The 20,793-nt window shown below is 74.7% G+C and carries 21 protein-coding genes and 1 tRNA gene; 10 read left to right on the forward strand and 12 right to left on the reverse strand.

What is annotated here, in order from left to right:
• Positions 1-25: 25 nt before the first annotated feature.
• Positions 26-316 carry a DUF1707 SHOCT-like domain-containing protein gene (locus Sya03_RS08425; protein ID WP_203937614.1) on the reverse strand — a complete coding sequence of 97 codons (291 nt, stop codon included), beginning with the start codon at positions 314-316 and terminating at the stop codon, positions 26-28.
• A gap of 109 nt (positions 317-425) precedes the next feature.
• Here Sya03_RS08425 and Sya03_RS08430 point away from each other — a divergent pair, with 109 nt between their 5' ends.
• Positions 426-1,418, forward strand: a complete 993-nt coding sequence (locus Sya03_RS08430; protein ID WP_203937615.1) for a hypothetical protein — start codon at positions 426-428, stop codon at positions 1,416-1,418.
• Between the two features lie 165 nt (positions 1,419-1,583).
• On the opposite strand, the gene Sya03_RS08435 is transcribed toward Sya03_RS08430, so the two are convergent.
• Both Sya03_RS08435 and Sya03_RS08440 read right to left on the reverse strand, forming a co-directional pair.
• Positions 1,584-2,267, reverse strand: a complete 684-nt coding sequence (locus tag Sya03_RS08435) for a hypothetical protein (RefSeq protein ID WP_203937616.1) — start codon at positions 2,265-2,267, stop codon at positions 1,584-1,586.
• Between the two features lie 201 nt (positions 2,268-2,468).
• Positions 2,469-2,558 (reverse strand) — tRNA-Ser (locus tag Sya03_RS08440).
• Positions 2,559-2,654: 96 nt separating this feature from the next.
• Between Sya03_RS08440 and deoD the strand changes: the two genes are divergently transcribed.
• Positions 2,655-3,362 carry a purine-nucleoside phosphorylase gene (deoD, locus tag Sya03_RS08445; protein WP_203937617.1) on the forward strand — a complete coding sequence of 236 codons (708 nt, stop codon included), beginning with the start codon at positions 2,655-2,657 and terminating at the stop codon, positions 3,360-3,362.
• Positions 3,363-3,383: 21 nt separating this feature from the next.
• On the opposite strand, the gene Sya03_RS08450 is transcribed toward deoD, so the two are convergent.
• Both Sya03_RS08450 and Sya03_RS08455 read right to left on the reverse strand, forming a co-directional pair.
• Positions 3,384-3,890 (reverse strand): nucleoside deaminase, encoded by a 507-nt coding sequence (locus Sya03_RS08450; RefSeq protein ID WP_203937618.1) that lies wholly within the window; start codon positions 3,888-3,890, stop codon positions 3,384-3,386.
• Positions 3,891-4,114: 224 nt separating this feature from the next.
• Positions 4,115-4,639 (reverse strand): tRNA adenosine deaminase-associated protein, encoded by a 525-nt coding sequence (locus tag Sya03_RS08455; protein WP_203937619.1) that lies wholly within the window; start codon positions 4,637-4,639, stop codon positions 4,115-4,117.
• Positions 4,640-4,833: 194 nt separating this feature from the next.
• Here Sya03_RS08455 and Sya03_RS30870 point away from each other — a divergent pair, with 194 nt between their 5' ends.
• Positions 4,834-5,388, forward strand: a complete 555-nt coding sequence (locus tag Sya03_RS30870; protein WP_239107205.1) for a hypothetical protein — start codon at positions 4,834-4,836, stop codon at positions 5,386-5,388.
• Position 5,389: 1 nt separating this feature from the next.
• On the opposite strand, the gene Sya03_RS08465 is transcribed toward Sya03_RS30870, so the two are convergent.
• Both Sya03_RS08465 and Sya03_RS08470 read right to left on the reverse strand, forming a co-directional pair.
• Positions 5,390-5,557, reverse strand: a complete 168-nt coding sequence (locus Sya03_RS08465) for a hypothetical protein (RefSeq protein ID WP_203937620.1) — start codon at positions 5,555-5,557, stop codon at positions 5,390-5,392.
• A 102-nt stretch (positions 5,558-5,659) separates the two neighbouring features.
• Entirely contained in the window at positions 5,660-6,073 is a 414-nt protein-coding gene (locus tag Sya03_RS08470) for a hypothetical protein (RefSeq protein WP_239107206.1), read from the reverse strand.
• Positions 6,074-6,144: 71 nt separating this feature from the next.
• Here Sya03_RS08470 and Sya03_RS08475 point away from each other — a divergent pair, with 71 nt between their 5' ends.
• A complete protein-coding gene (locus Sya03_RS08475; RefSeq protein ID WP_203937669.1) occupies positions 6,145-6,867 on the forward strand; it encodes a M23 family metallopeptidase in 723 nt (240 codons plus the stop codon).
• 52 nt (positions 6,868-6,919) lie between these two features.
• On the opposite strand, the gene Sya03_RS08480 is transcribed toward Sya03_RS08475, so the two are convergent.
• The gene (locus Sya03_RS08480; protein WP_239107208.1) at positions 6,920-8,083 is read right to left on the reverse strand and encodes a PQQ-binding-like beta-propeller repeat protein; all 1,164 of its coding nucleotides are present in this window, start codon (positions 8,081-8,083) and stop codon (positions 6,920-6,922) included.
• A gap of 125 nt (positions 8,084-8,208) precedes the next feature.
• Between Sya03_RS08480 and Sya03_RS08485 the strand changes: the two genes are divergently transcribed.
• Both Sya03_RS08485 and Sya03_RS08490 read left to right on the forward strand, forming a co-directional pair.
• Entirely contained in the window at positions 8,209-9,165 is a 957-nt protein-coding gene (locus Sya03_RS08485; protein ID WP_203937621.1) for a prephenate dehydrogenase/arogenate dehydrogenase family protein, read from the forward strand.
• Positions 9,166-9,231: 66 nt separating this feature from the next.
• Complete coding sequence (locus Sya03_RS08490) at positions 9,232-9,807, forward strand: DinB family protein (protein WP_203937622.1); 576 nt, start codon at positions 9,232-9,234, stop codon at positions 9,805-9,807.
• Here Sya03_RS08490 and mtnA read toward each other — a convergent pair.
• Positions 9,782-10,741, reverse strand: coding sequence for an S-methyl-5-thioribose-1-phosphate isomerase (gene mtnA / locus Sya03_RS08495; RefSeq protein WP_203937623.1), 960 nt, complete (start codon positions 10,739-10,741; stop codon positions 9,782-9,784). The two genes, Sya03_RS08490 and mtnA, sit on opposite strands and share 26 nt — an antisense overlap.
• 9 nt (positions 10,742-10,750) lie before the next feature.
• Positions 10,751-12,121 (reverse strand): M48 family metalloprotease, encoded by a 1,371-nt coding sequence (locus Sya03_RS08500; RefSeq protein ID WP_203937624.1) that lies wholly within the window; start codon positions 12,119-12,121, stop codon positions 10,751-10,753.
• Positions 12,122-12,180: 59 nt separating this feature from the next.
• Between Sya03_RS08500 and Sya03_RS08505 the strand changes: the two genes are divergently transcribed.
• Positions 12,181-13,233, forward strand: coding sequence for a PHP domain-containing protein (locus Sya03_RS08505; RefSeq protein ID WP_203937625.1), 1,053 nt, complete (start codon positions 12,181-12,183; stop codon positions 13,231-13,233).
• Here Sya03_RS08505 and asnB read toward each other — a convergent pair.
• Complete coding sequence (asnB, locus tag Sya03_RS08510) at positions 13,230-15,146, reverse strand: asparagine synthase (glutamine-hydrolyzing) (RefSeq protein WP_203937626.1); 1,917 nt, start codon at positions 15,144-15,146, stop codon at positions 13,230-13,232. The genes Sya03_RS08505 and asnB overlap by 4 nt on opposite strands.
• A gap of 171 nt (positions 15,147-15,317) precedes the next feature.
• Here asnB and Sya03_RS08515 point away from each other — a divergent pair, with 171 nt between their 5' ends.
• Positions 15,318-16,010, forward strand: coding sequence for a response regulator transcription factor (locus Sya03_RS08515; protein WP_203937627.1), 693 nt, complete (start codon positions 15,318-15,320; stop codon positions 16,008-16,010).
• A complete protein-coding gene (locus tag Sya03_RS08520; RefSeq protein WP_203937628.1) occupies positions 16,007-17,776 on the forward strand; it encodes a sensor histidine kinase in 1,770 nt (589 codons plus the stop codon). Before Sya03_RS08515 ends, Sya03_RS08520 begins: the two co-directional genes overlap by 4 nt.
• Here Sya03_RS08520 and Sya03_RS08525 read toward each other — a convergent pair.
• The gene (locus tag Sya03_RS08525) at positions 17,727-18,704 is read right to left on the reverse strand and encodes a DMT family transporter (RefSeq protein ID WP_203937629.1); all 978 of its coding nucleotides are present in this window, start codon (positions 18,702-18,704) and stop codon (positions 17,727-17,729) included. The two genes, Sya03_RS08520 and Sya03_RS08525, sit on opposite strands and share 50 nt — an antisense overlap.
• 119 nt (positions 18,705-18,823) lie before the next feature.
• Here Sya03_RS08525 and Sya03_RS08530 point away from each other — a divergent pair, with 119 nt between their 5' ends.
• Positions 18,824-20,494 carry a DUF885 domain-containing protein gene (locus Sya03_RS08530; RefSeq protein ID WP_203937630.1) on the forward strand — a complete coding sequence of 557 codons (1,671 nt, stop codon included), beginning with the start codon at positions 18,824-18,826 and terminating at the stop codon, positions 20,492-20,494.
• Positions 20,495-20,793: the final 299 nt, after the last annotated feature.

Consider the following 20,793-nt stretch of genomic DNA (forward strand, 5'->3'; position numbering starts at 1 on the left):
CGGCCCGGGCGGCGGCCGGGGGACGCTAGCGGAGCAGGCCCAGCAGCACGGCGAGGACGGCCACGACCAGCGCCGCGAGCAGGAACGCCACCAGCAGGTGCCGGTTCTCGGCGTGCGGGTCGGCGGCGGCCGCGGGTTCGGCCGGCAGGTCGTCGGTGACGGCCCCCAGATCGCCGTGGGTACGGGCGGCGAGGACGGAGTCGACGCGATCCGCGTACTCGCTCAGGGTGAGCCGCCCGGCGGCGGTGTGCCGCTCGAGGGCGGCGACGACGCGCTGCCGGTCGGCGTCGGACGCACGCTGCCGGGGGTCGGTCACGGGCACAGGGTAGCCGCCACCGTGGTGTGACGAGAACCACGACTTTGTTGCGCGGGCGTCTTATCCTCAGCCGACCTTCCCGCGATCCGGCCCACATCGGAGAGTCACCATGACCCAACCCACAGGCGGCGGCCTGCTCGTGATCGAGCGGCTGCTGCGCGACCGGGACGGCATCTGGCAGCAGATCATCGAGGAGCGCGACCTCAAGCCCCTCACGCTGCACATGCTCGCCAGCTCGGCGCTCAGCCTGGCCCTCTACGGGGCCGTGCTCGGGGCGTCGAACGGCGCGCTGATGGCGCTGTCGTCGTTCGTGAAGCTGCCCCTGCTGTTCCTGGCCACCCTCGCCATCTGCCTGCCGACGCTCTACCTGTTCAACCTGGTCTTCGGCGCGCGCCTGTCGGTGATGCAGGCGGTCACGCTGATCATGGTGACGATCACGGTCACGTCGGTGCTGACGCTGGCGTTCGCGCCGATCAGCCTGTTCTTCCTGGTCACCGCCCAGAGTTACGCGTTCTTCAAGCTGTTGAACGTCGCGATCCTCATGCTGACGGCGCTGGTGGGCCTGAAGTTCCTGACCACCGGCATGGCGGCGTTCAACGCCCACCAGATGCAGGTCGCGCAGGCGGCGGAGCAGCAGCGCCTCGCCGCCGAACGCAAGCGCCTGGCGAAGGAGCGGGAGGCCGCGGAGGCGGAGAACGCGGCGGAGCGGGCGACGGTGACCGAGCTGGTGCCGGCCGCCGCGGCGACGCCCAACGGCGCCCCGGTGACGGTCCCGGTGCCGGTGGGCGCGGTCCCCGCTCACCCGCACCACGCGCCGGGCCACCTGCCGGTGCCCGGCCAGCCGCTGCCGCCCGGGCTCGCCGCGATGGGGCACCAGCCGCGACCGCTGCACCCGAACCAGCTGCCGCCGGGTCAGCGCCCCGCCAGCATGACGCTGCTGTACATCTGGATTCTGCTGTTCGGCTTCGTCGGCACCCAGCTCGCCTGGACGCTGCGGCCGTTCTTCGGCAGCCCGGGCCAGCCGTACGAGGTGTTCCGCGACATCGAGGGCACCTTCTACGCCGACATCCTGGACACGCTCGGCCGCCTGCTCGGCGGCTGACCCACCGTGCGACGCCCGGCGCCCACGGATGCCGGGCGTCCCCCGCCAGCCGGGGCACCGGGTCCGCGACCGGCCGCGAGCGCTAGGCAAGGCCGCGAGTTGTTCCGGACGGACGACGGCCGGGTCCCTCATGGGACCCGGCCGTCGATCAGTGGCGGAGGTGGATCAGCGGAGCCAGCCCGGCCACCAGCTGCCGTTCTTGAAGCCGGTGGACCACTGGTGCTCGGTGCACTTCTTGGTGGTGGCGAACCGCTGCTCGTCCAGCGTCGAGACGACACCCGGGTTGTAGGTGCCGAGACCGAAGCCGAGCCCGGTGACGGTCATCCCCGGGTTGGCGGCGGCCACCTGGGCGAAGGTCAGCGTCGCCGGCCCGCCCGCCGTCTTCGGCAGGCCCTTGAGCGTGGTGGACGGCGTCCACAGCGGACCGTCGAGGACGTTCCACTCGGTGCGCACGCCGCGCTGCGGGCTGCCCGCGCCGATCGACATCAGGTAGAAGTACGGCTCGAAGACGAGCGTCGCGTCGCCCTGGGCGGTCCGCACGTACAGGTGGTAGGCCGGGAGCGCGCTGTCGCTGACGCCGGCGCCCGCCTTGTCCTGCTTGACGGTCTCGTAGCTGACCTCGCGCACGGTGCCCGCGGCGACCGGCTTGAACGAGGTCTTCCACGTCACCTTGTCGGCGTTCACGGAGGGCGTGGTGGTCAGCTTGAGGCCCTCGGCGACGACCGTGGCCGTGCCCCCGCCGATCGTGGTCACCCCGCTGGTGCTGGAGTGCTTGACGATCGTGCAGGAACGGTGGGATGCGGCACTCGCCGGCTGGGCGGTTCCCGCGAGGGCCGTCGCCGCGGTCACCGCGAATCCTGCGGCGAGCAGGCGGCGCATGCTTGAGCGTGAGATACCTTTACGGGACATATGTCCATTATGCCCGACTCGGTGGGCCGCGAAACAGACCGTCAGCCCATCGTGCGTGACCACCCGCTCGGGCCGGACCGGGCCGACGGGCCCCACAATGACGAAACGCCCGGCGTGATGCCGGGCGTTTCGCCTGCTGGATGGCGGTGGTGAAGGGATTTGAACCCTTGGAGGGCGTAAACCCTCACACGCTTTCGAGGCGTGCTCCTTAGGCCGCTCGGACACACCACCGACGGGTACGTTACCCGACGCCGCCGAGCCCTCGCCGCCGGGTTCCCCGACGCGCCGCCGGAGAGTTGTCGGACGGGGCTGGCAGGATCGGGGACCATGAGCGTGCACATCGGGGCGGAGCAGGGACAGATCGCCGAGCGGGTTCTCATGCCCGGCGACCCACTACGGGCGAAGTGGATCGCCGAGACGTTCCTCGAGGACGCCGTCTGCTACACGCAGGTCCGCGGCATGCTCGGCTTCACCGGCCGGTGGAAGGGCGTCGAGGTCTCCGTCCAGGGGTCCGGCATGGGCATGCCGTCCGCGGCCATCTACACCCACGAGCTGATCACCGAGTACGGGGCGCGCACGCTCATCCGCGTCGGCTCCTGCGGGGCACTCACCGACGAGCTGCGGCTCGGCGACGTCGTGGCCGCCATCGGCTCGGCGACGGACTCCAACATGAACCGGGTCCGCTTCGACGGCCTCATCGACTACGCGCCCGTCGCCGACTTCGGCCTGCTGCGCACCGCCGTCGACGTCGCCGCCGGGCGCGGCACCCCCATCACCGTCGGCCCCATCCTGGCCGCCGACGCCTTCTACACCGACCGCCCCGACCTGTACGACTCGCTCGCCGACTACGGCATCCTCGCCGTCGAGATGGAGTCCGCGGCGCTGTACACGATCGCCGCCCGGCACCGGGCCCGCGCCCTCACCGTGCTGACCGTCAGCGACCACATCAAGCGGGGCGAGAAGCTGGGCGCACAGGAACGCGAGCAGGGATTCACCCGCATGGTGGAGATCGGCCTGGACACCGCCATCGCCTGACGGTTGTCCACAGGCTGTGGATCAGCGGAAGAAGGCGCGCAGGAGTGCGGCACACTCGTCTTCGAGAACGCCGGCGTAGACCTCCGGGCGGTGGTTGAGGCGGCGGTCGCGCACCACGTCCCACAGCGACCCGGCGGCGCCCGTCTTCGGCTCCCACGCGCCGAACACGACGGCCTCCACGCGGGCCAGCACCAGCGCGCCCGCGCACATCGTGCACGGCTCCAGCGTGACGACGAGCGTGCACCCGTCGAGCCGCCACCGGCCGAGGGCGGCCGCGGCGCGGCGCAGCACGAGCACCTCGGCGTGGGCGGTGGGGTCGCCGGTGAGCTCGCGCTCGTTGCGGGCGGCGGCGAGCTCGACGCCGTCGGGGCCGTAGAGAACGGCCCCGACGGGCACGTCCGCATCGGCCCGGGCGGGGCCGGCGGCAGGGCCGGCGGCGGGGCCAGCCGCGGGGCCAGCCGCGGCTGGCGCGGCAGCGCCGGGCCTGAAGGGGACGGCCGCGGTGGGCGCGGCAGCGCCGGGCCCCAAGGGGACGGCCGCGGTGGTCGCAGGGCCATCGGGCCCGGAGCGTACGACCCCGGCCGGCGCGGCGCGCCCGGCGGGGCCGGAGGCAGAAAGGTCCGGCCCGGCGGCCTCCGGCGGTGCGGCCTCGCCGGCCCCCACGGGCGCATCCGCGGCCGTGCCGGCCGCTACGGCCAGGGCCCGGCGCATCCAGGCCTCGTGCCGCTCGGCCCGGCCGGCCGCGGCGGGCGTCACGAGTCGCGCAGCTCTTCCATCTCGTCCCCGCAGCCGATGCGGGCGCAGATCTCCGCCGTCACGTCCGCGGGCATCAGGCCCTCGGCGCTGCACAGCCCGAGCAGCCGGCTGCCCGGCACGCCCAGGTCGGCGAGGAGGTCGGCGTCGCCCACCGGGTCGGCGTCGGGGTCGGCCGCGGGGCGGTCGTCCTCGTCATCGTCGTCGTCGCCGGGGCCGGCGTCGAGGGCGTCGATCTCGAGGGCGGGCGCCTCGATGTCGCCGAGCAGGAGCGCGCCGAGGCGGGACTCGTCGGCGAACGCCGAGTCGGAGCCGAAGACCCGCAGGTCCTCACCCTCGTCCAGGCGCAGCACGACGAGGTACTGGTCGTCGGACTCGACGAACAGCAAGGACAGGTCCGCATCCGGCTCGACGTCCCGGAGTCGATCGACCACCTCGTCGACGTCGGCGACCCCTGTCAGGTCGACCTCGGACGCGGTCCAGCCGTTCTTCCCGCGGGCTGCGGCGGCAGCGAAGTTCGACATGGTCCCCCCACGGGCCATTCGCCACTCAGTAGGTACGCGGAAACGGTAGTCGGTGGCACGGCGAGACAACCGCGCCACGCCCCAGAAGAACCACCACGCCGATGATTGCCACGCGACGGGCGGCGCACACCTCGGACGGGCAAGTTTTCCCCCGGGGGCGGGGGACGATGGTGCGGAGGGGCGGGAGGGCGCGCGTGGAGGTCGTGAAGGACGGGCGGGCGTGGCGGATCGGGACCCTCGCCGACGCCGGGGTGCTCGCCGGGTACAGCGACATGGGGCTCACGGTCGCGGCGGCCGTCCCGCCGGTGTTCGAGGCGTACGCGACGTTCCACCTGCCGGACGGGGCGGACGTGGGGGTGCACGAGCGGGCCGTCGTCCGGGTGCTCGACGCCTGCACCCGGCCGCAGCCGTGGTGGCTGGGGTTCCTGGAGACGGGGGCGCACGACGTGGTGTTCCCGGACGCGCCGCGGGTGCGCCTGTACTGGGACTGGCCGTACGTGCTGGTGCGGGCCGGGCCGGAGCAGGCGCTGTCCTGGCGGACGGGGCACATGCGCGGCGACGGGGCGCTGCCCGACCTGTTCTTCCCGGCCGACCGGTCGTGGCTGGTGTCGGCGTTGTGGGACGACACGTGGACGTGCGTCGGCGGGCCGGCGGCGGTGGTGGATGCGCTGGTGCGCCAACCGGCGGCCAACGCCCGGCGGGTGCTGCCGGGCGAGGACGCGGTGCCGCCGGGGCTGACCCGGGAGTAGGTCAGTGGGTGAGGCGGCGGCGGTGGTCGATCAGTTCGCGCAGGCGTGCTCCGCGCAGCCGTTCCGGCTGGGACCGCTCGCGGGCGGTCTTGGCGTCGGACAGGGCGGCTAGGAGCTGCAGGCGACGCCGTCGGCGGTCGGGGTCGAGACGCTGCGGATACCAGGCCATGGGGCCGACCATGCCTATTCGGCCCAGGTTCGTCAAGAGCGGGTGCGCTCCGCAGTCAGCAGGACACTGTCGGTGCAGGGCACGGCACGCAGAGGCGGACATTCACCACATCGGCCAGTCGCCCGTCGTGGACCAGCGGACGGCGACGGCGATGGCGGCGACGGACCAGCCGGCGCCGGTGCCGATGGCGGCGCCGACGGCGGCGCCGCGGTCGCCGAGCCGGGCGAGGACCACGGCGACGCCCCAGGCGACGAGGGCGGCGAGCAGAGTGAGCCAGGCGTAGCCGCGCAGGTCGCGGGCGAGCAGGCCGATCAGGGCGAGCCACAGCACCGAGCCGCCCAGCCCGGCGAGCAGCGGGCCGGCGGTGACCCGGAACGGTTCGCGCCAGGTGGGGCGGGGCGGCCCGGCGAAGCTGGGGACGAGGCCGGACGGGGGGCGAGCCGGCTGACCGGCGGGCGGGAGCCAGCCCGGCGGCGGTGACGCGGGGCCCGTCCAGGTCTCCTGGTGCTCCGGCATGCACCCACAGTACCGGCGCGGGCGTCCTCGCCGGTTTCTGTCACCATTGCCCGGTGCCCCCGTTGCTGACGATGTCGTTGCGGCTGGTCGCCGCGGGCCTGACCGCGGGGCTGGCGGCCGGCTGCGGCAACGGCCCGGCCGAGGGCACGGAGACCACGTGGGCGGTGCCGACGGCCACCCCGGGGACGACGGCGCCGGCAACGAGCGCCACAGCAGGACCGAGCGCCGCAGCGGACCCGAGCGCCGCGCCGAGCCCGAGCGCCGGAGCGGAGAAGCCGAAGCGGCAGCCCGCGTTCGCCTTCCCGGTGCCCGGCGCGAACGTCGACTACCACCCCACGCACGGCAAGTACCCGGCGACGGACCTGTTCGCGCGCTGCGGTGCGCCGGTGGTGGCGAACGTCGACGGGGTGGTCCTGGAGGTCAGCCGCACCGACCGGTACGTGAAGGGCCGGCCGGACGGGCCGCTCAACGGCGGGCTGTCGGTGTCGGTGCTCGGCGACGACGGCGTGCGCTACTACGGCTCGCACCTGAGCCGCATCACGGCCGGCATCGACGCCGGGGTGCGGGTGCGGGCGGGCCAGCGGATCGGCGCGGTGGGCCGGACGGGCAACGCGAACGACGTCTGCCACCTGCACTTCGGCATCTCGCCGCCGTGCGCGCGCACGGGCGACTGGAAGGTGCGCCGGGGCGTGATCTGGCCCAAGCCGTACCTGGACTCGTGGCGCGCGGGCGGGTCGCGCAGCGCGGCGAAGGCGGCGGCCGACTGGGCGCGGGCCAACGACTGCACCGCATGACGACGACAGGGGCGCCTCCGCGAGGAGACGCCCCTGGTTGACCGGGTACGGGTCAGCCGAACTGGACCAGGCGCTTCTGCGACTTGCCGTTGATGGTGGTGAACGCGCCGCCCGCGGCGACCTTGCCGCCGAGGGTGGCCATGGTCAGCACACCCTCGACGCCGTTGCCGTGGGCGGTCCAGGGCAGCAGCTTGCCGGTGCTGTTGTTGAACGCGGCGAGCTTGACGCGCACGTCGGCGCCGTCGAGGCAGACGCCCTGGGCGCCGGTGCGGGCCGAGCGGCACGCCTTGTCGAAGTGGCCGCCGACGTAGACGGTGTCGCCGACCGCGACGATGGCCTGGCCGTCGCCGTCGAACGTGGCGGTCCAGCGCTGGCCGCCGGACGTGGTGTACGCGGTGGCCCGGCCGCCCTGGCCGCCGTGCACGGCGTAGACGCCGGTGCTGGTGACGGCGATGCCGTACGCGATGTAGGTGGCGCGGGACTTGAAGCCGGTGTCGACCTTGCCGGTGCTGTAGTTCAGCGCGGCGAGCCGGTCGTAGCCGCGCACGCCGGCGATGGCGTGGAACTTGCCGCCCACGTACACCCGGCTGCCGGCGACGGTGAGCGCCTCGACCTGGTCGTCCGCGGCGGGCCTCCAGGTGCCGTCGAGGGCGCCGGTGCTGAGGTTGAACGCGGCGAGGCGGGTGCGGGTCTGGCCGTTGACGCTGGTGATGGCGCCGCCGAGGTAGAGGCGGCCGTTGCCGGCGGCGAGCGCGTACGGCTTGCCGCCGATGCTGTGCTTGAACGTGCTGTGCAGCGCGCCGGAGGCGGCGTCGAGCCGGGCGAGGCTGTCGCGCTTCTGGCCGTTGACGAGGCCGAAGTCGCCGGCGGCGTAGACGGAGCCGTTGCTGACGGCGAGCGCCTTGACGCGGGCGTCGGCGCGGGGCGCCCAGGGCAGCAGGGCGCCGGTCTTGGCGTTGACCGCGGCGAACCGGGTGCGGGCCACCTGCTTGCCGTTGACGATGGCGGCGGTGAAGTCACCGGCGACGTAGAGGGTGGTGCCGCTGTAGACCGTCGCCAGCACGGTGCCGTTGAACGACGGCGTCGTGTTGGGGGTCGACGACACGACCGCGATGGCGGGCACGGCGGCGGCGCACAGAATGCCACCCATGCCCACGGTCAGCACGGCCCGCTTGGCACCGCTGGAGAGGAATTGGCGCATCTTGTCCGGAATCACCGCATCACGGTAACCGCCGCCTTCCCCTCAGACCAGTGTCGAAACGGTCTAAAACCGGACGTAAGTTCGGCGGAACCGATTGTGGCCGTACGGGCGAGCGCGTCCGGTGTGCGAGAGTCAGCCGCGTGAACATCGCGGTGCTGGGACTCGGCCTCATCGGCGGCTCACTGCTGCGGGCGCTGTCCGCGGCCGGGCACGCCGTGCTGGGCTTCGACGCCGACCCGGCCACCCGGGCCACGGCGCGCACCGCCGCCGCCCTCGCCCCGGCCGGGCGGCGCTGGCAGATCGCCGGCAGCGTGAAGGACGCGGTGGCGACGGCCGACCTGGCCGTGCTGGCCGTCCCGCTGCCCGCCGTGGCCGGCGTGCTGGGCGAGCTGGGCGGCTTCCGCGGGCTGCTCACGGACGTCACGTCGGTCAAGGGGCCGGTCCGGGACCTGGTGGGCGGCCGGCGCTTCGTCGGCGGGCACCCGATGGCGGGCAAGGAGACGTCCGGCTTCGGGGCGGCCGACCCGGCGCTGTTCGAGGGCGCGGCCTGGGTGCTGTGCCTGGAGGAGGAGACGGCCACCGCGGACTGGCTGACGCTGGCCGCCCTGGTCACCGGGCTCGGGGCGCGGGCGGTGCCGGCCACGGCGGCCGACCACGACCGGGCGGTGGCGACCGTGTCCCACGTACCCCACCTGCTGGCCACCGCCCTCGCGGCGGCGGCCGCCGGCGAGCCGCTCGCCGCGACGCTCGGCGCGGGGTCCTTCCGCGACGGCACCCGGGTCGCGGCCACCCGGCCCGAGCTGGTCGCCGCGATGTGCGGCGGCAACGCCGGCGCGGTCGGCCCGGCGCTGGACGAGGTGATCAGAAGCCTGACCGAGGCGCGGGCCCGGCTGGCCGAGGCCGACCCGGTCACGGCACTACAGCCGTGGTTGCACGACGGCAACGCGGCCCGGCTGGCCTGGCCGCCGCGGGCGGGCGAGCAGCGCGACCTGCCGGCCCGCGCGGACGTGCTGCGCCGGCTCGGCCGGGCCGGCGGGTGGGTCACGGCGGTCTCGGCCGACCACCGGACGATCACCGCGGTGCTGCCCGCCGATTGAGGCCGGAAACTGGCCGCAACGGCTCCTAGGCTGACTCCTGACAGCACGACGAGAAGGAGTCAGGACATGCCCGGTCAGGTTCGCCCCGTCACCGACGAGCGCGACGGTCTCGTCAGCTACCTCACCCAGATGCGGCTCCAGCTCAAGCTCACCGGCTACGGCCTCACCCCGCAGCAGCTGCGCGCCACCCCGAGCGCCAGCGCGCTCAGCGTCGGCGGGCTCATCCAGCACGCCGCCCACACCGAGGCCGGCTGGATCGACGTGGCCGCCCGGCGCCCGCCCACCTACCCCGCCGCGCACGAGTGGGACCAGCACTTCGACCTGGCCGAGGACGCCACGTACGAGCAGCTGTGCGCCTTCTACGACGAGGTGGCCGCCGCCACCGACCGGTTCCTCGCCGAGGTGGCCGACCTCGACCACCCCGTGCCGGTCGACAAGAGCCTGCCGTGGAACCCGCAGGACGTCGACAACTGGTCGGTGCGGTGGCTGCTGCTGCACCTCGTCCAGGAGACCGCCCGGCACACCGGGCACGCCGACATCGTCCGCGAGACCGTCGACGGCGCGACCGCGTACGAGCTGATGGCGGCCGCCGAGAACTGGCCGGAGAACGGCTTCGTCACGCCGTGGAAGCCGGCGGCCTGATCGTCCGGCGGTCCGTCACGATCGCCGTGATCAGGTCGTGCGGGGTGACGTCGAAGGCCGGGTTCGCCGCGGGCAGCCCGGCCACCACCTCGCCCGCCGCCCGGTCCTCGATCTCGACGGCCGCGCCGTCCGGGGTGTCCGGGTCGATGGTCGACTCGGGCGCCACCACGATGAACGGCACGCCCGCCCGGTGCGCGCCCAGCGCGTGCGCGTAGGTGCCGATCTTGTTGACGGTGTCGCCGTTCGCGCAGATCCGGTCCGCGCCGACGATGACCGCGTCCACCTCGCCGCGGGCCATCAGGAACGGCCCGGCGCCGTCGACGGCCACCCGGAAGTCGACACCCGCGCGGCCCAGCTCCCAGGCGGTCAGCCGGGCCCCCTGCAGCAGCGGCCGGGTCTCGCTGGCCACCACGCTCGCCAGGTGCCCGCGCCGGTGCAGCTCGGTGACCACCCCCAGCGCGGTGCCGCCGGTCACCGCGGCCAGCCCGCCGGTGTTGCAGTGGGTCAGCATCCGCGGCCGCTCGCCGCACAGCTCGACCACCAGGTCCGCGCCGCGCGCCGCCATCGCCGCCGACGCGGCGATCTCCTCGTCGCGCACCGCGCGGGCCTCGGCGAGGACCGCCTCGAACCCCCCGGGCAGCCGCGCCGCCGCCCGCCGGGCGCCGCGGGCCAGGTTCACCGCCGTCGGCCGCGCGGTCTCCACCCGGTGTACGCCCTCGGCCAGCGCCCCCGGGTCGCCCGCGAACTGCCGGGCCGCCAGGGCCACCCCGAACGCCCCCGCCACGCCCAGGGCGGGCGCGCCGCGCACGGCGAGCCGCCGGATCGCGTCGACCAGCTCGTCGACCGTGGTCAGCCGCAGCACGTCCAGGGAGTCCGGCAGCGCGGTCTGGTCGATGATCTCGACCGCGCCGTCCACCCAATCGATCGTCCGCACGCCGCCACGCTAGCGGCCGTGGCGGCCCGAGCGCCTGCGGGTGAGGGCGCGCAGGGCGCCTTTGAACTCGTCGCGGCTCGTGGCGTCGAGGGTCGCCGCGCCGCCGAGGCGCTCGCGCAGCACCATCGTGCCGCCGCCGCGCAGCGCCAGCCGGGCCCGCACGGCGCGCAGCCGGCCGGTGGTGCCGCCCTCGACGTCGGCGAACGGCACGAACGCGTGCCGCTGTGCCAGCTCGTCGCCGGACGCCGACCCGACCAGGGCGCGCAGCCGGTCCCGCCCGCCGCCGGTGTCGGCCGGCGCGAGCACGAAGCCCTGGTCGAGCAGCACGACGTCGGTGCGCGCCCCGGCCACGTCCAGGGTCATCGCGGCCAGCACGCCGGCGCCCGCCGCGCCGGGGTGGGCCTCGACCAGGCCGGTGTGCCACAGGTTGACGCCGAGGACGGCGAGCCGGTCGCGGGCCTCGCCGAGGGTCCACGGGGCGCACGCCAGGCGGCCGGTCCCCGCCAGGTCCAGCGGGTGGCCGGCGCGGTCCATTAGCGGCGCCGGGCCGGTCCACGCGTGCCGGCGGTGCGCCACCTGCGACCGGACGGCGGCCAGCTCCAGGATCTGCGTCATCGGGTCGGCGAACCGCTGCGCCGCCTCGTCGCGCGGCACGTCCGGCAGCACCTCGGCGGCGACCTCGCCGAGCCGGCCGGCCGCCACCAGGTCGAGCAGCTCGGCCAGGCCGATGCCGGGCTGCACGGGGCGGCCGGTGCGCCGGGCGACCGCGCGGAACACCCCGTCGGCCAGCCGCTGCTGCCCGGCCGCGACCGCAGCGGTGGCGAACTCGTCCCAGCTCACCGGGCGGGCGTCCGGCCACAGGGCGCGCTCCCACCCGGCCGGGTCGGGAAGCAGCTCGACCGCCGGGTGGTCGTCCGCCGGCTCGCCGCGGGCGGCGAGGAAGTGCCGGAAGCCGCCGGACACGTCGTCGGGCACGCAGCCCGTCGCCGAGCCCGGACGCAGGTGTTCGTCGAGGAAGCGGGCCCAGGCCGCGGCGACGCGGGGCAGCTCGGGCGGCGCCACCGCCACCGGCCGACGCGGGCCGAACCGGCCGACGGCGCGCAGGATCGCCGGCCGGGGGCGGTGCCGGAACTCGTGCGCCAGCACCGCGCGCAGCCGGCCGGCGCTCAGCACGGGCAGGAGCGGCAGGCCCAGGGACAGCCGCCGGGCGCCCGCGGTGACGGCGACGGTCGGCTCGGCGACCAGCCGCAGCTCGCCCGGGGCGCGGGCGCCGGCCTCGGCGGCCAGGCCGGTGGTCAGCGCCCACAGCTCGGGGGCCTCGTCCGGCTCCACCGGAACGCCGGCCGCCGCCGATGCGCCCACCCGCCCCGCACGCCGCATCCCCCGATCCTCGCCCGACCGGGGGCCGGACGTCTCCCGGTCGCACTAACCTGTGCCCCATGACCGCCCGGGAACCCACCGCCGACCTGCGCCGCATCGCCTTCCTGCTGGAACGGGCGAACGAGTCGACGTACCGGGTGCGCTCGTTCCGCTCGGCGGCCGCGGCCATCGGCAGGCTCGACCCGGCCGAGGTGGCCGAGCGCGCCGGCAACGGCACCCTGACCAAGCTGTCCGGCGTCGGCGACGTCACCGCCCGGTGCATCGCCGAGTCGCTGCGCGGCGAGGAGCCCGTCTACCTGCGCCGGCTGAACGACACCGCGGGCCGCGACCTGGGCGAGGAGGCGGCCGCCCTGCGCGCCGCGCTCAGGGGCGACTGCCACCTGCACTCCGACTGGTCGGACGGCGGCTCCCCGATCGAGGAGATGGCGCTCGCGGCGGTCGAGCTGGGCCACGAGTACATGGTGCTGACCGACCACTCGCCCCGGCTGACGGTGGCCCGCGGGCTCACCGCCGACCGGCTGCGCAAGCAGCTCGACCACGTCGAGGCGCTGAACGCCGCCCTGCCCGACGGCTTCCGCATCCTGACCGGCATCGAGGTCGACATCAACGAGGACGGCAGCCTCGACCAGGACGACGACCTGCTCGCCCGGCTGGACGTGGTGGTCGGCTCGGTGCACAGCAAGCTGCGCGACGACTCGGCCCGGATGACCCGGCGGATGCTGCGGGCCATCGAGAACCCGCACCTGGACATCCTCGGCCACTGCACCGGCCGCAAGCTGACCGCCGGGGCCGACCGGGCGCACCGGGGCGGCCGCACCCGCCCGCCGAGCGACTTCGACGCCGCCGCCGTGTTCGCCGCGTGCGCCGAGCACGACAAGGCCGTGGAGATCAACTCGCGGCCCGAGCGGCTCGACCCGCCGAAGCGGCTGCTGCGGCTGGCGCTGGAGGCGGGCTGCCGGTTCGTCATCGACACCGACGCGCACGCCCCCGGCCAGCTGTCGTGGCAGGACAACGGCTGCGAGCGGGCCGCGCTGTGCGGGGTGCCGGCCGAGCGCATCCTCAACACCCTGCCCGCCGACGACCTGGTCGCCTGGGCGGCCGCGCACGGCTAGGCCGCGAGGCCCACCTCCGGGGCGTGCCCGACGGCGATCGAGCGCTCCACCGAGACCGCGTGCCACAGGCAGAACATGACGACCGTCCACACCTTGCGGGAGTGGTCGGCGACCCCGGCCCGGTGGGCGGCGAGCAGGCCGCGGGCGTACTCCAGGTCGAGCAGGTCGCGGGTCGGCGACGTGGCCAGCAGGTCATCGGCCCACTCGCCGATCTCGCCGCGCAGCCACACCCGGGTCGGCGTGGGGAAGCCCAGCTTGGCGCGGTGCAGCACCGAGTCCGGGACGATGCCCGCCATCGCCCGGCGCAGCACCACCTTGGTGTCCACCGAGCCGCGTGGCAGCTTCAGCTCCGTCGGCAGGGACGCGGCGGCCGCGTACACGACACGGTCGAGGAACGGCACCCGCAGCTCCAGCGAGTGCGCCATCGACATGCGGTCCGCCTTGGTGAGGATGTCGCCGGGCAGCCAGGTGGCCAGGTCGACGTACTGCATGGTGGCGGCCGGGTCGAGCGCCTCCGCCTCGGCGTACACGGGCGCGGTGACGGCGGTGTGCGGGGCGGCCTCGAAGCGCATCAGCGCGGCCTTCTCGGCCGGGGAGAAGATGCGCGCGTTGCCGTAGTAGCGCTCCTCGATCGGGGTGGTGCCGCGCTGCAGGAAGCTGCGGCCGCGCACCCCCTCCGGCATGACCTCGGCGAGGGCGTGCAGGCCGCGCTTCATCGGCGCGGGCAGCCGGTCGAGCGCCGCCAGCGACGCCGGCTCGCGGTAGATGCGGTAGCCGCCGAACAGCTCGTCGGAACCCTCGCCGGACAGCACGACGGTGACGTGCCGCGACGCGGTGCGGGCCAGGAACCACAGTGGGATCAGCGACGGGTCGGCGACGGGGTCGTCCAGGTACCAGGCGATCCGGGGCAGCTCGCGCAGCACGTCGGCGTCGGTCACCACGGTCGGGGTGAGCCGCACGCCGAGCTGCTGGGCGGTGTCCTGGGCGATCTCGATCTCGGAGTAGCCGGCCTCGCCGAACCCGGCCGTGAACGCGTGGATGTCCGGGTCGACCTCGCTGGCCAGGGCCACCACCGCGGACGAGTCGATGCCGCTGGACAGGAACGCCCCCACCGGCACGTCGGCGACCAGGTGGGCGCGGACGCTGTCGCGCAGCGCGTCCCGGATGAGCCCCTGCGCCCGCTCGGGCGTGGTCGCGGCCGGGCGCAGGTCGGGGCGGAACCACCGCTCGACGCGCGGCTCGCCGCCGGGGCTCCAGGTGAGCCGGCGGCCGGGCTCCAGGCGGCGGATCTGCCGGTGCAGGGTGAACGGCTCGGGCACGTACTGCAGGGTCAGGTAGTGCGCCAGAGCGTCGGGGTCGACGCCGGCCGCCTCGTCGGCGAAGCCCGAGAGCACCTTCTTCTCGCTGGCGAGGAACAGCCCGTCGGGGGTGAGCAGCGTGTACAGGGGCTTGATGCCGAACGCGTCGCGGGCGGCGTGCACGGTGCCGGTGCTGTGGTCGTACGCCACGAACGCGAACATGCCGCGCAGCCGGGGCAGCGCCGCCGGGCCCCACACGTGGAACGCCGCGGCCAGCACCTCGGTATCGCCGTGGGTGGCGAACGTGGCGCCGTGGTCGCGGGCCAGCTCGGCGCGCAGCTCGCGGTAGTTGTAGATCTCGCCGTTGAACACCACGGTCCAGCGGCCCTGCTCCGGTCCGTCCGGCGGGTAGTGGGCGGGCTGGGTGCTCTCCTCGAGGTCGATGATCGCCAGGCGCTGGAAGCCGAAGGCGACGCCGGGCCCGTACTCGATGCGGGTGTCGTCGGGTCCGCGGTGCCGGATGGTGCTCAGCGCCGCGGCGAAGGCCTGCGCCGACGCGGCGTCGGGCAGCCCGGTCGTGGGCAGCGTACTGATGAAGACGCTCAGACCGCACATCGCGGGCCTCCCCGTTTCTCGTGGTGTGGCGAGAACGTAGGACGGTCGATGTGAAGAAGCTGTGGGGAAAGCGCGCGGAATTGGTTTCCGCGATACTCGTGGCACTTTCTGGGGAGTTCTTCACGGGAATCTCACAATCGCCGTTGATCGGGTTCGACGGCGGGTGGCACCATGCCGGGAGTGACCGCCCGCATCCTCGTCGCCGACGACGATCCGAAGCACGCGCAGCTCATCAGGCTGTACCTGGAGCGTGAGGGCCATCAGGTGCTCACGGTGGGCGACGGCCGGGCCGCGCTGGAGCAGGCCCGCGCCCGCCGGCCGGATCTGCTCGTGCTCGACGTGATGATGCCGCTGACCGACGGCCTGGACGTGTGCCGCATCATTCGCCGCGAGTCGGACGTCGCCATTCTTCTGGTCACCGCCCGGACGTCCGAGAACGACATGTTGCTCGGCCTCGACATCGGCGCCGACGATTATCTGACGAAACCGGTCAGCCCGCGCGAGCTGACCGCCCGGGTGCGCGCCCTGCTGCGCCGCACGGGCCGCGCCGAGGCCGCCCCGCCGGTGCTGCGCGTCGGCGGGCTGGAGATCGACCCGCAGCGCTACGAGGTGCGGGTGGACGGCGCGCCGGTGGCGCTGACGGCGAAGGAGTTCGGCATCCTGGAGCTGCTGGCGGGCGAGCCGGGCCGGGTGTTCACCCGGGCGCAGATCATGGACCGCACGTTCGGCTTCGACCACGACGTGTCCGCGCGCACCGTGGACGCGCACGTGGTCAACCTGCGCCGCAAGATCGAGGCCGACCCGGCCGACCCGGTGTACGTGCAGACGGTCTACGGGCGCGGTTACCGGATGGCCGAGCGGTGACCTTCCGGGTCCGGGTGTTCCTGCTGGTGGTCGTCGTGGCGCTGACCGCCATCGGGATGACCTGGTTCCTCACCCTGAGCCTGGCGGCGCGCGAGTACGAGCGCACCCAGAGCGCCGCGGACCGGCACCGACCGCAGATCGTCGACGAGCTGGCCCGGTACGGGCTGACCCACGGGGAGTGGACCGGCGTCGCCGCGCTCACGGCCGCGCTGTCCGAGCGCACCGGGCTGCGCATCCGGCTGGAGTCCACGTTCGACGACTCGGTTGTCGTCGACACCGACCACCTCGCCGGCCGGCGGGCCCGGGCGGTCGCGCCGGTCCCGACCACGATCGACCCGCGCCCGCCGCTCGACCCGCTCATCCGCGGCGAGTTGCAGGGCGATCCCGCCGCCGGGCCGCCCGCCGGGCCCGCCGGTGGGCCCGCGCCGGCCGTCCCGTGGGGCGTCACCCCGGCCACGCTGTTCACCACGCCGCTGGGCGGGCCCGTGCCGAGGCGCGACCTCAACCCGGCGAGGATGGCGCTGAAGCAGGTGAACCAGTACCGCGCCGCGCTGCTGGCCCGCGAGTGCCTCGGCGACGACCCGCAGGCCGCGCTGCCGCTGACCGCGTCGCCGTACCTGAGCACCGCGCAGATCGCCGCCGGCGGGCCGTGCGTGGAGTCCGCGGCCCGGCAGGTGCTGCAGAGCGACGGACGGGACCGCGACGCGTTCGAGGCGTGCACGGGCCCCTTCGTCGCCGACCGGTCGCAGTGCATGAGCCGGGCGTTCGCGGCGCGCATCTCCGCGAGCGGCCTGCACCCGCTGCGGATGTTCCTCGGCGGGTTCGAGAGCCCGGGGCTGCGCAGCCTCGACCCGTCGGCCGCGCTCGGGCTGGCCGGCCTGGTCGTCGTGGCGGTGGCCGGGACGGCGGTGGTGGCCCGGCGGGTGAGCCGGCCGGTGAACCGGCTGACGGCGGCGTCGCAGCGGCTCGCCGACGGCGACCGGGACGCGCGGGTGCCGACCGTCGGCTCCGACGACCTGGCGCAGCTGTCGCGCTCGTTCAACCGGATGGCGGAGGCGTTGCAGCGCAGCGAGGAGCGGCAGCGGCTGCTGGTCGCGGACGTGGCGCACGAGCTGCGCACCCCGCTGTCGAACCTGCGCGGCTACCTGGAGGGGCTCCAGGACGGGGTGGTGGAGCCGAGCCGCGAGCTGTTCGCCAGCCTGCACGAGGAGACGCTGCTGCAGCGGCGGATCCTCGACGACCTTCAGGTGCTGGCGCTGGCCGAGGCGGGCACCCTGCACTACGCGCGCTCGCCGGTGGACCTGGCGGAGCTGGCCGCGTTCAGCGCGACCGTGCACCGGGCGGTGGCGGCGGAGGCGAACGTGGTGCTGACCGTCGAGGCGCCCGCCGAGGTGTGGGTGGAGGCCGACCCGGACCGGCTGCGCCAGGTGCTGGGTAACCTGCTCACCAACGCGATCCGGCACACCGGCGCGGGCGGCCGGGTCAGCGTGCGCGCCGTCCGCGACGGCGACCGGGCGCTGCTGGCGGTGGCGGACACGGGTGCGGGCATCGCCGCGGCGGACCTGCCGCGGGTGTTCGACCGGTTCTGGCGGGCGGACAAGACCCGTCAGCGCGCGACCGGCGGCTCGGGGCTGGGCCTGACGATCGCGCACCGGATCGTCACCGACCACGGCGGCCGCATCGACGTGGCCAGCGTGGTCGGCGAGGGCACGACGTTCACCGTGCGGCTGGCTGCGGCGCCGCCGCCGGCGTCGTCGCGGCACTGACCGGCACCGCCGCCCGCCGGGTCAGCAGGCCCTGCGAGACGGCCACGCCGAGCAGCACGACCACCACCCCGACCGGCTGGTTCCACACCAGCGCCTCGCCGAGCACGGTGACGCCGACGACCGTGGCGACGATCGGCATGAGGTAGGTGACCGACGACGAGGTGCTGGCGCCGGCGACCCGGATGACCCGGAAGTTGAGCAGGAAGGCGACGCCGGTGCCGAGCGCGCCGAGCAGCAGCACGCTCACCACGACGGGCGCGCTCAGCCCGGCCGGGTTCGGCGGCGCACCCGCGACGAGCGGCGCGGCGATCGCCAGCTGGGCGGTGGCGACGAGCAGCTGGGCGGTCACGATGGCGGCGCCGCTCTCGCGGCGGCCGGCGACGAACCGCTTCTGGTACGGGATGGCGACGGCGTAGCACATGGCCGCGCCGAAGCACATGAGCTGGCCGGTGAGCTGGGCGCCACCGAGGTCGCGCCACACGCCGAGCACCACCAGCACGCCGGCGAACCCGACGGCCAGCCCGGCGGCGCGGCGGGTGGTCATCCGCTCGGTGCGGAACGCCACGACGGCCAGCGGCAGGGCGACGAGCGGGGTGGCGGCGTTCCAGATGCCGGCGAGCACGCTGGACACCCGCTCCTCGCCGTAGCCGAACAGCGTGAACGGCACGACGACGCCGACGGCGGCGACGACCACGAGGTGGCCCCAGAGCCGGGGGTCGCGCGGCAGCCGCTCGCGGCTGACCGCGAGCACGGCGAGCAGGGTGAGCGCCCCGGCGGCGACGCGGCCGAAGGTCAGCCACAGCGGCGGCAGCTCGCGCACGCCGACCTTGATGAACAGGAAGCTCGTGCCCCAGATCAGGGCCAGGGTCAGGAACGCGGGCAGCCACGCGCGGAGATCGGCCCGGTCAGGGGTGGTCTGGGTGCTCACCCCTGACACTCTGCCGCCCGCGGCGGTGGCTGTCGCCGGGTTTTCCCGCCAGCGTCCGCCGGTTTCCGGCCGCGTTTCGGGGCGCGGCCGGACGACCGGCTCGCGTAGGGTCTCGTCGCGTGGGACGCATCGATGACCTCGCCAACCGCTACGTCGCGGAATGGGCGCCGCTGAGCCCGACCGGCGCCACCTACGTCGGCATCGCCGGCTACGACGACACGATCGACGACCTGTCGCCGGAGGGGTACGAGGCGCAGGCCGGCCTGGTGCGCCGCACGCTGACGGAGCTCGAAGCGGTCACGCCGGAGTCCGAGGACGAGCGGGTCGCGCAGGAGGCGATGACGGAGCGGCTGGGCCTGGAGCTGGCCCGGCACGAGGCCGGCATGACGGCGAGCGACGTCAACGTCATCTCCAGCGCCCTGCACAGCGTCCGCATGGTCTTCGACCTGATGCCCACCGACGGCGAGGAGGCCGTGGCGAACATCGCGGCCCGGCTGGGCCAGGTGCCGCGCGCCCTCGACCAGTACCGGCGCACGCTCGTCGAGTACGCCGACCGGGGCCACGTCAGCGCCCGCGCCCAGCTGGCGGCCGTGGCCGAGCAGTGCGACGCGTGGACCGACCCGGCGCGCGACGACTTCTTCCACGCGCTGACCGGCCGGCTCACCGCCCAGGGCGCGCTGGCGGCCGACCTGCGCCGCTCGGCGGCCGCGGCGACGGCGGCCACGGCCGCGTTCGGCCAGTTCCTGCGCGACGAGCTGGCGCCGCGCGGCCGGGAGAAGCAGGCCGCCGGGCGCGAGCGCTACGAGCTGGCGTCGCGCTACTTCCTCGGCGCGACCGTCGACCTGGACGAGACGTACGCGTGGGGCTTCGACGAGCTGGCCCGGCTCGAGGCGCAGATGCGCGCGGTGGCGGCGGACATCGTCGGCCCGGGCGCGAGCATCGACGACGCGGTGGCCGCGCTGGACGCCGACCCGGCCCGGCAGATCCAGGGCAAGGAGGCGTTCCGCGACTGGATGCAGCAGCTCGCGGAGAACGCGGTCAGCGAGCTGAACGGCACCCACTTCGACATCCCGGAGCAGGTGCGCCGCATCGAGTGCTGCCTGGCCCCGACCAGCGACGGCGGCATCTACTACACCGGCCCGAGCGAGGACTTCAGCCGGCCCGGCCGCATGTGGTGGGCGGTGCCGGAGGGCATCACCGAGTTCTCCACCTGGCGCGAGGTGACGACGGTCTACCACGAGGGCGTGCCCGGCCATCACCTCCAGGTGGGCCAGACGCAGGTGCGCGCGGAGTCGCTGAACCGCTGGCAGCGGCTGCTCGCGTGGTGCTCGGGGCACGGCGAGGGCTGGGCGCTGTACGCCGAGCGGCTCATGGACGACCTGGGTTACCTGACCGACCCGGGCAACCGGCTCGGCATGCTCGACGGGCAGTCGATGCGCGCGGCGCGGGTCATCGTCGACATCGGCATGCACCTGGAGCTGGAGATCCCGCGCGACAACCCGTTCGGCTTCCGGCCGGGCGAGCGGTGGACGCCCGAGCTGGGCTGGGAGTTCCTGCGGGCGCACTGCCGCATGCCCGACGAGTTCCTGCGGTTCGAGCTGAACCGTTACCTGGGGTGGCCGGGGCAGGCGCCGTCGTACAAGGTCGGCGAGCGCATCTGGTTGCAGGCGCGAGACGACGCAAAGGCCCGCAAGGGCGCCGATTTCGACCTCAAGGCGTTCCACCGCCAGGCCCTCGATCTGGGGTCGCTCGGCCTGGATCCGCTGCGCCGCGCGCTCGCCCGGCTCTGATTTCCCGTACATATCGGACGCTAGATCGTAGTCGTACGATCACTCTGCGCACACCCTGCAGCGCTGTGCAGTGTTACCCGCACGTTCGGTGACGGGCCGGACATCCGTCCAGGGTGGATCGGGCACACCCGCCGGCCCGCCGCGGTGATCGGCCGATCGCACGTCGGGATGAGCCTTTCCCCACCATCTACTGTGGAGACGAAGCCTCCGCGCACCGGCGTCCGCGGCGGACGGAGCGGCAGTTGAGCGCCACCCGCGCCCGCGTCCATAGCCGGGACGGACGAAAGCCGACTCGTCCG

Source organism: Spirilliplanes yamanashiensis (assembly GCF_016863475.1).
In the GTDB taxonomy this organism is placed as follows: Bacteria; Actinomycetota; Actinomycetes; order Mycobacteriales; family Micromonosporaceae; genus Spirilliplanes; species Spirilliplanes yamanashiensis.

Excerpts from the sequence above, each read along its gene's own strand:
- Sya03_RS08490 (WP_203937622.1), top strand. The coding sequence starts at position 9,232 with ATGCCCGGTCAGGTTCGCCCCGTCACCGACGAGCGCGACGGTCTCGTC.
- Sya03_RS08465 (WP_203937620.1), bottom strand. The coding sequence starts at position 5,557 with ATGGCCTGGTATCCGCAGCGTCTCGACCCCGACCGCCGACGGCGTCGC.
- Sya03_RS08470 (WP_239107206.1), bottom strand. The coding sequence starts at position 6,073 with ATGCCGGAGCACCAGGAGACCTGGACGGGCCCCGCGTCACCGCCGCCG.
- Sya03_RS08500 (WP_203937624.1), bottom strand. The coding sequence starts at position 12,121 with ATGCGGCGTGCGGGGCGGGTGGGCGCATCGGCGGCGGCCGGCGTTCCG.
- Sya03_RS08515 (WP_203937627.1), top strand. The coding sequence starts at position 15,318 with ATGCCGGGAGTGACCGCCCGCATCCTCGTCGCCGACGACGATCCGAAG.
- Sya03_RS08475 (WP_203937669.1), top strand. The coding sequence starts at position 6,145 with ATGTCGTTGCGGCTGGTCGCCGCGGGCCTGACCGCGGGGCTGGCGGCC.
- Sya03_RS08430 (WP_203937615.1), top strand. The coding sequence starts at position 426 with ATGACCCAACCCACAGGCGGCGGCCTGCTCGTGATCGAGCGGCTGCTG.
- asnB (WP_203937626.1), bottom strand. The coding sequence starts at position 15,146 with ATGTGCGGTCTGAGCGTCTTCATCAGTACGCTGCCCACGACCGGGCTG.
- deoD (WP_203937617.1), top strand. The coding sequence starts at position 2,655 with ATGAGCGTGCACATCGGGGCGGAGCAGGGACAGATCGCCGAGCGGGTT.
- Sya03_RS08505 (WP_203937625.1), top strand. The coding sequence starts at position 12,181 with ATGACCGCCCGGGAACCCACCGCCGACCTGCGCCGCATCGCCTTCCTG.
- Sya03_RS08455 (WP_203937619.1), bottom strand. The coding sequence starts at position 4,639 with ATGTCGAACTTCGCTGCCGCCGCAGCCCGCGGGAAGAACGGCTGGACC.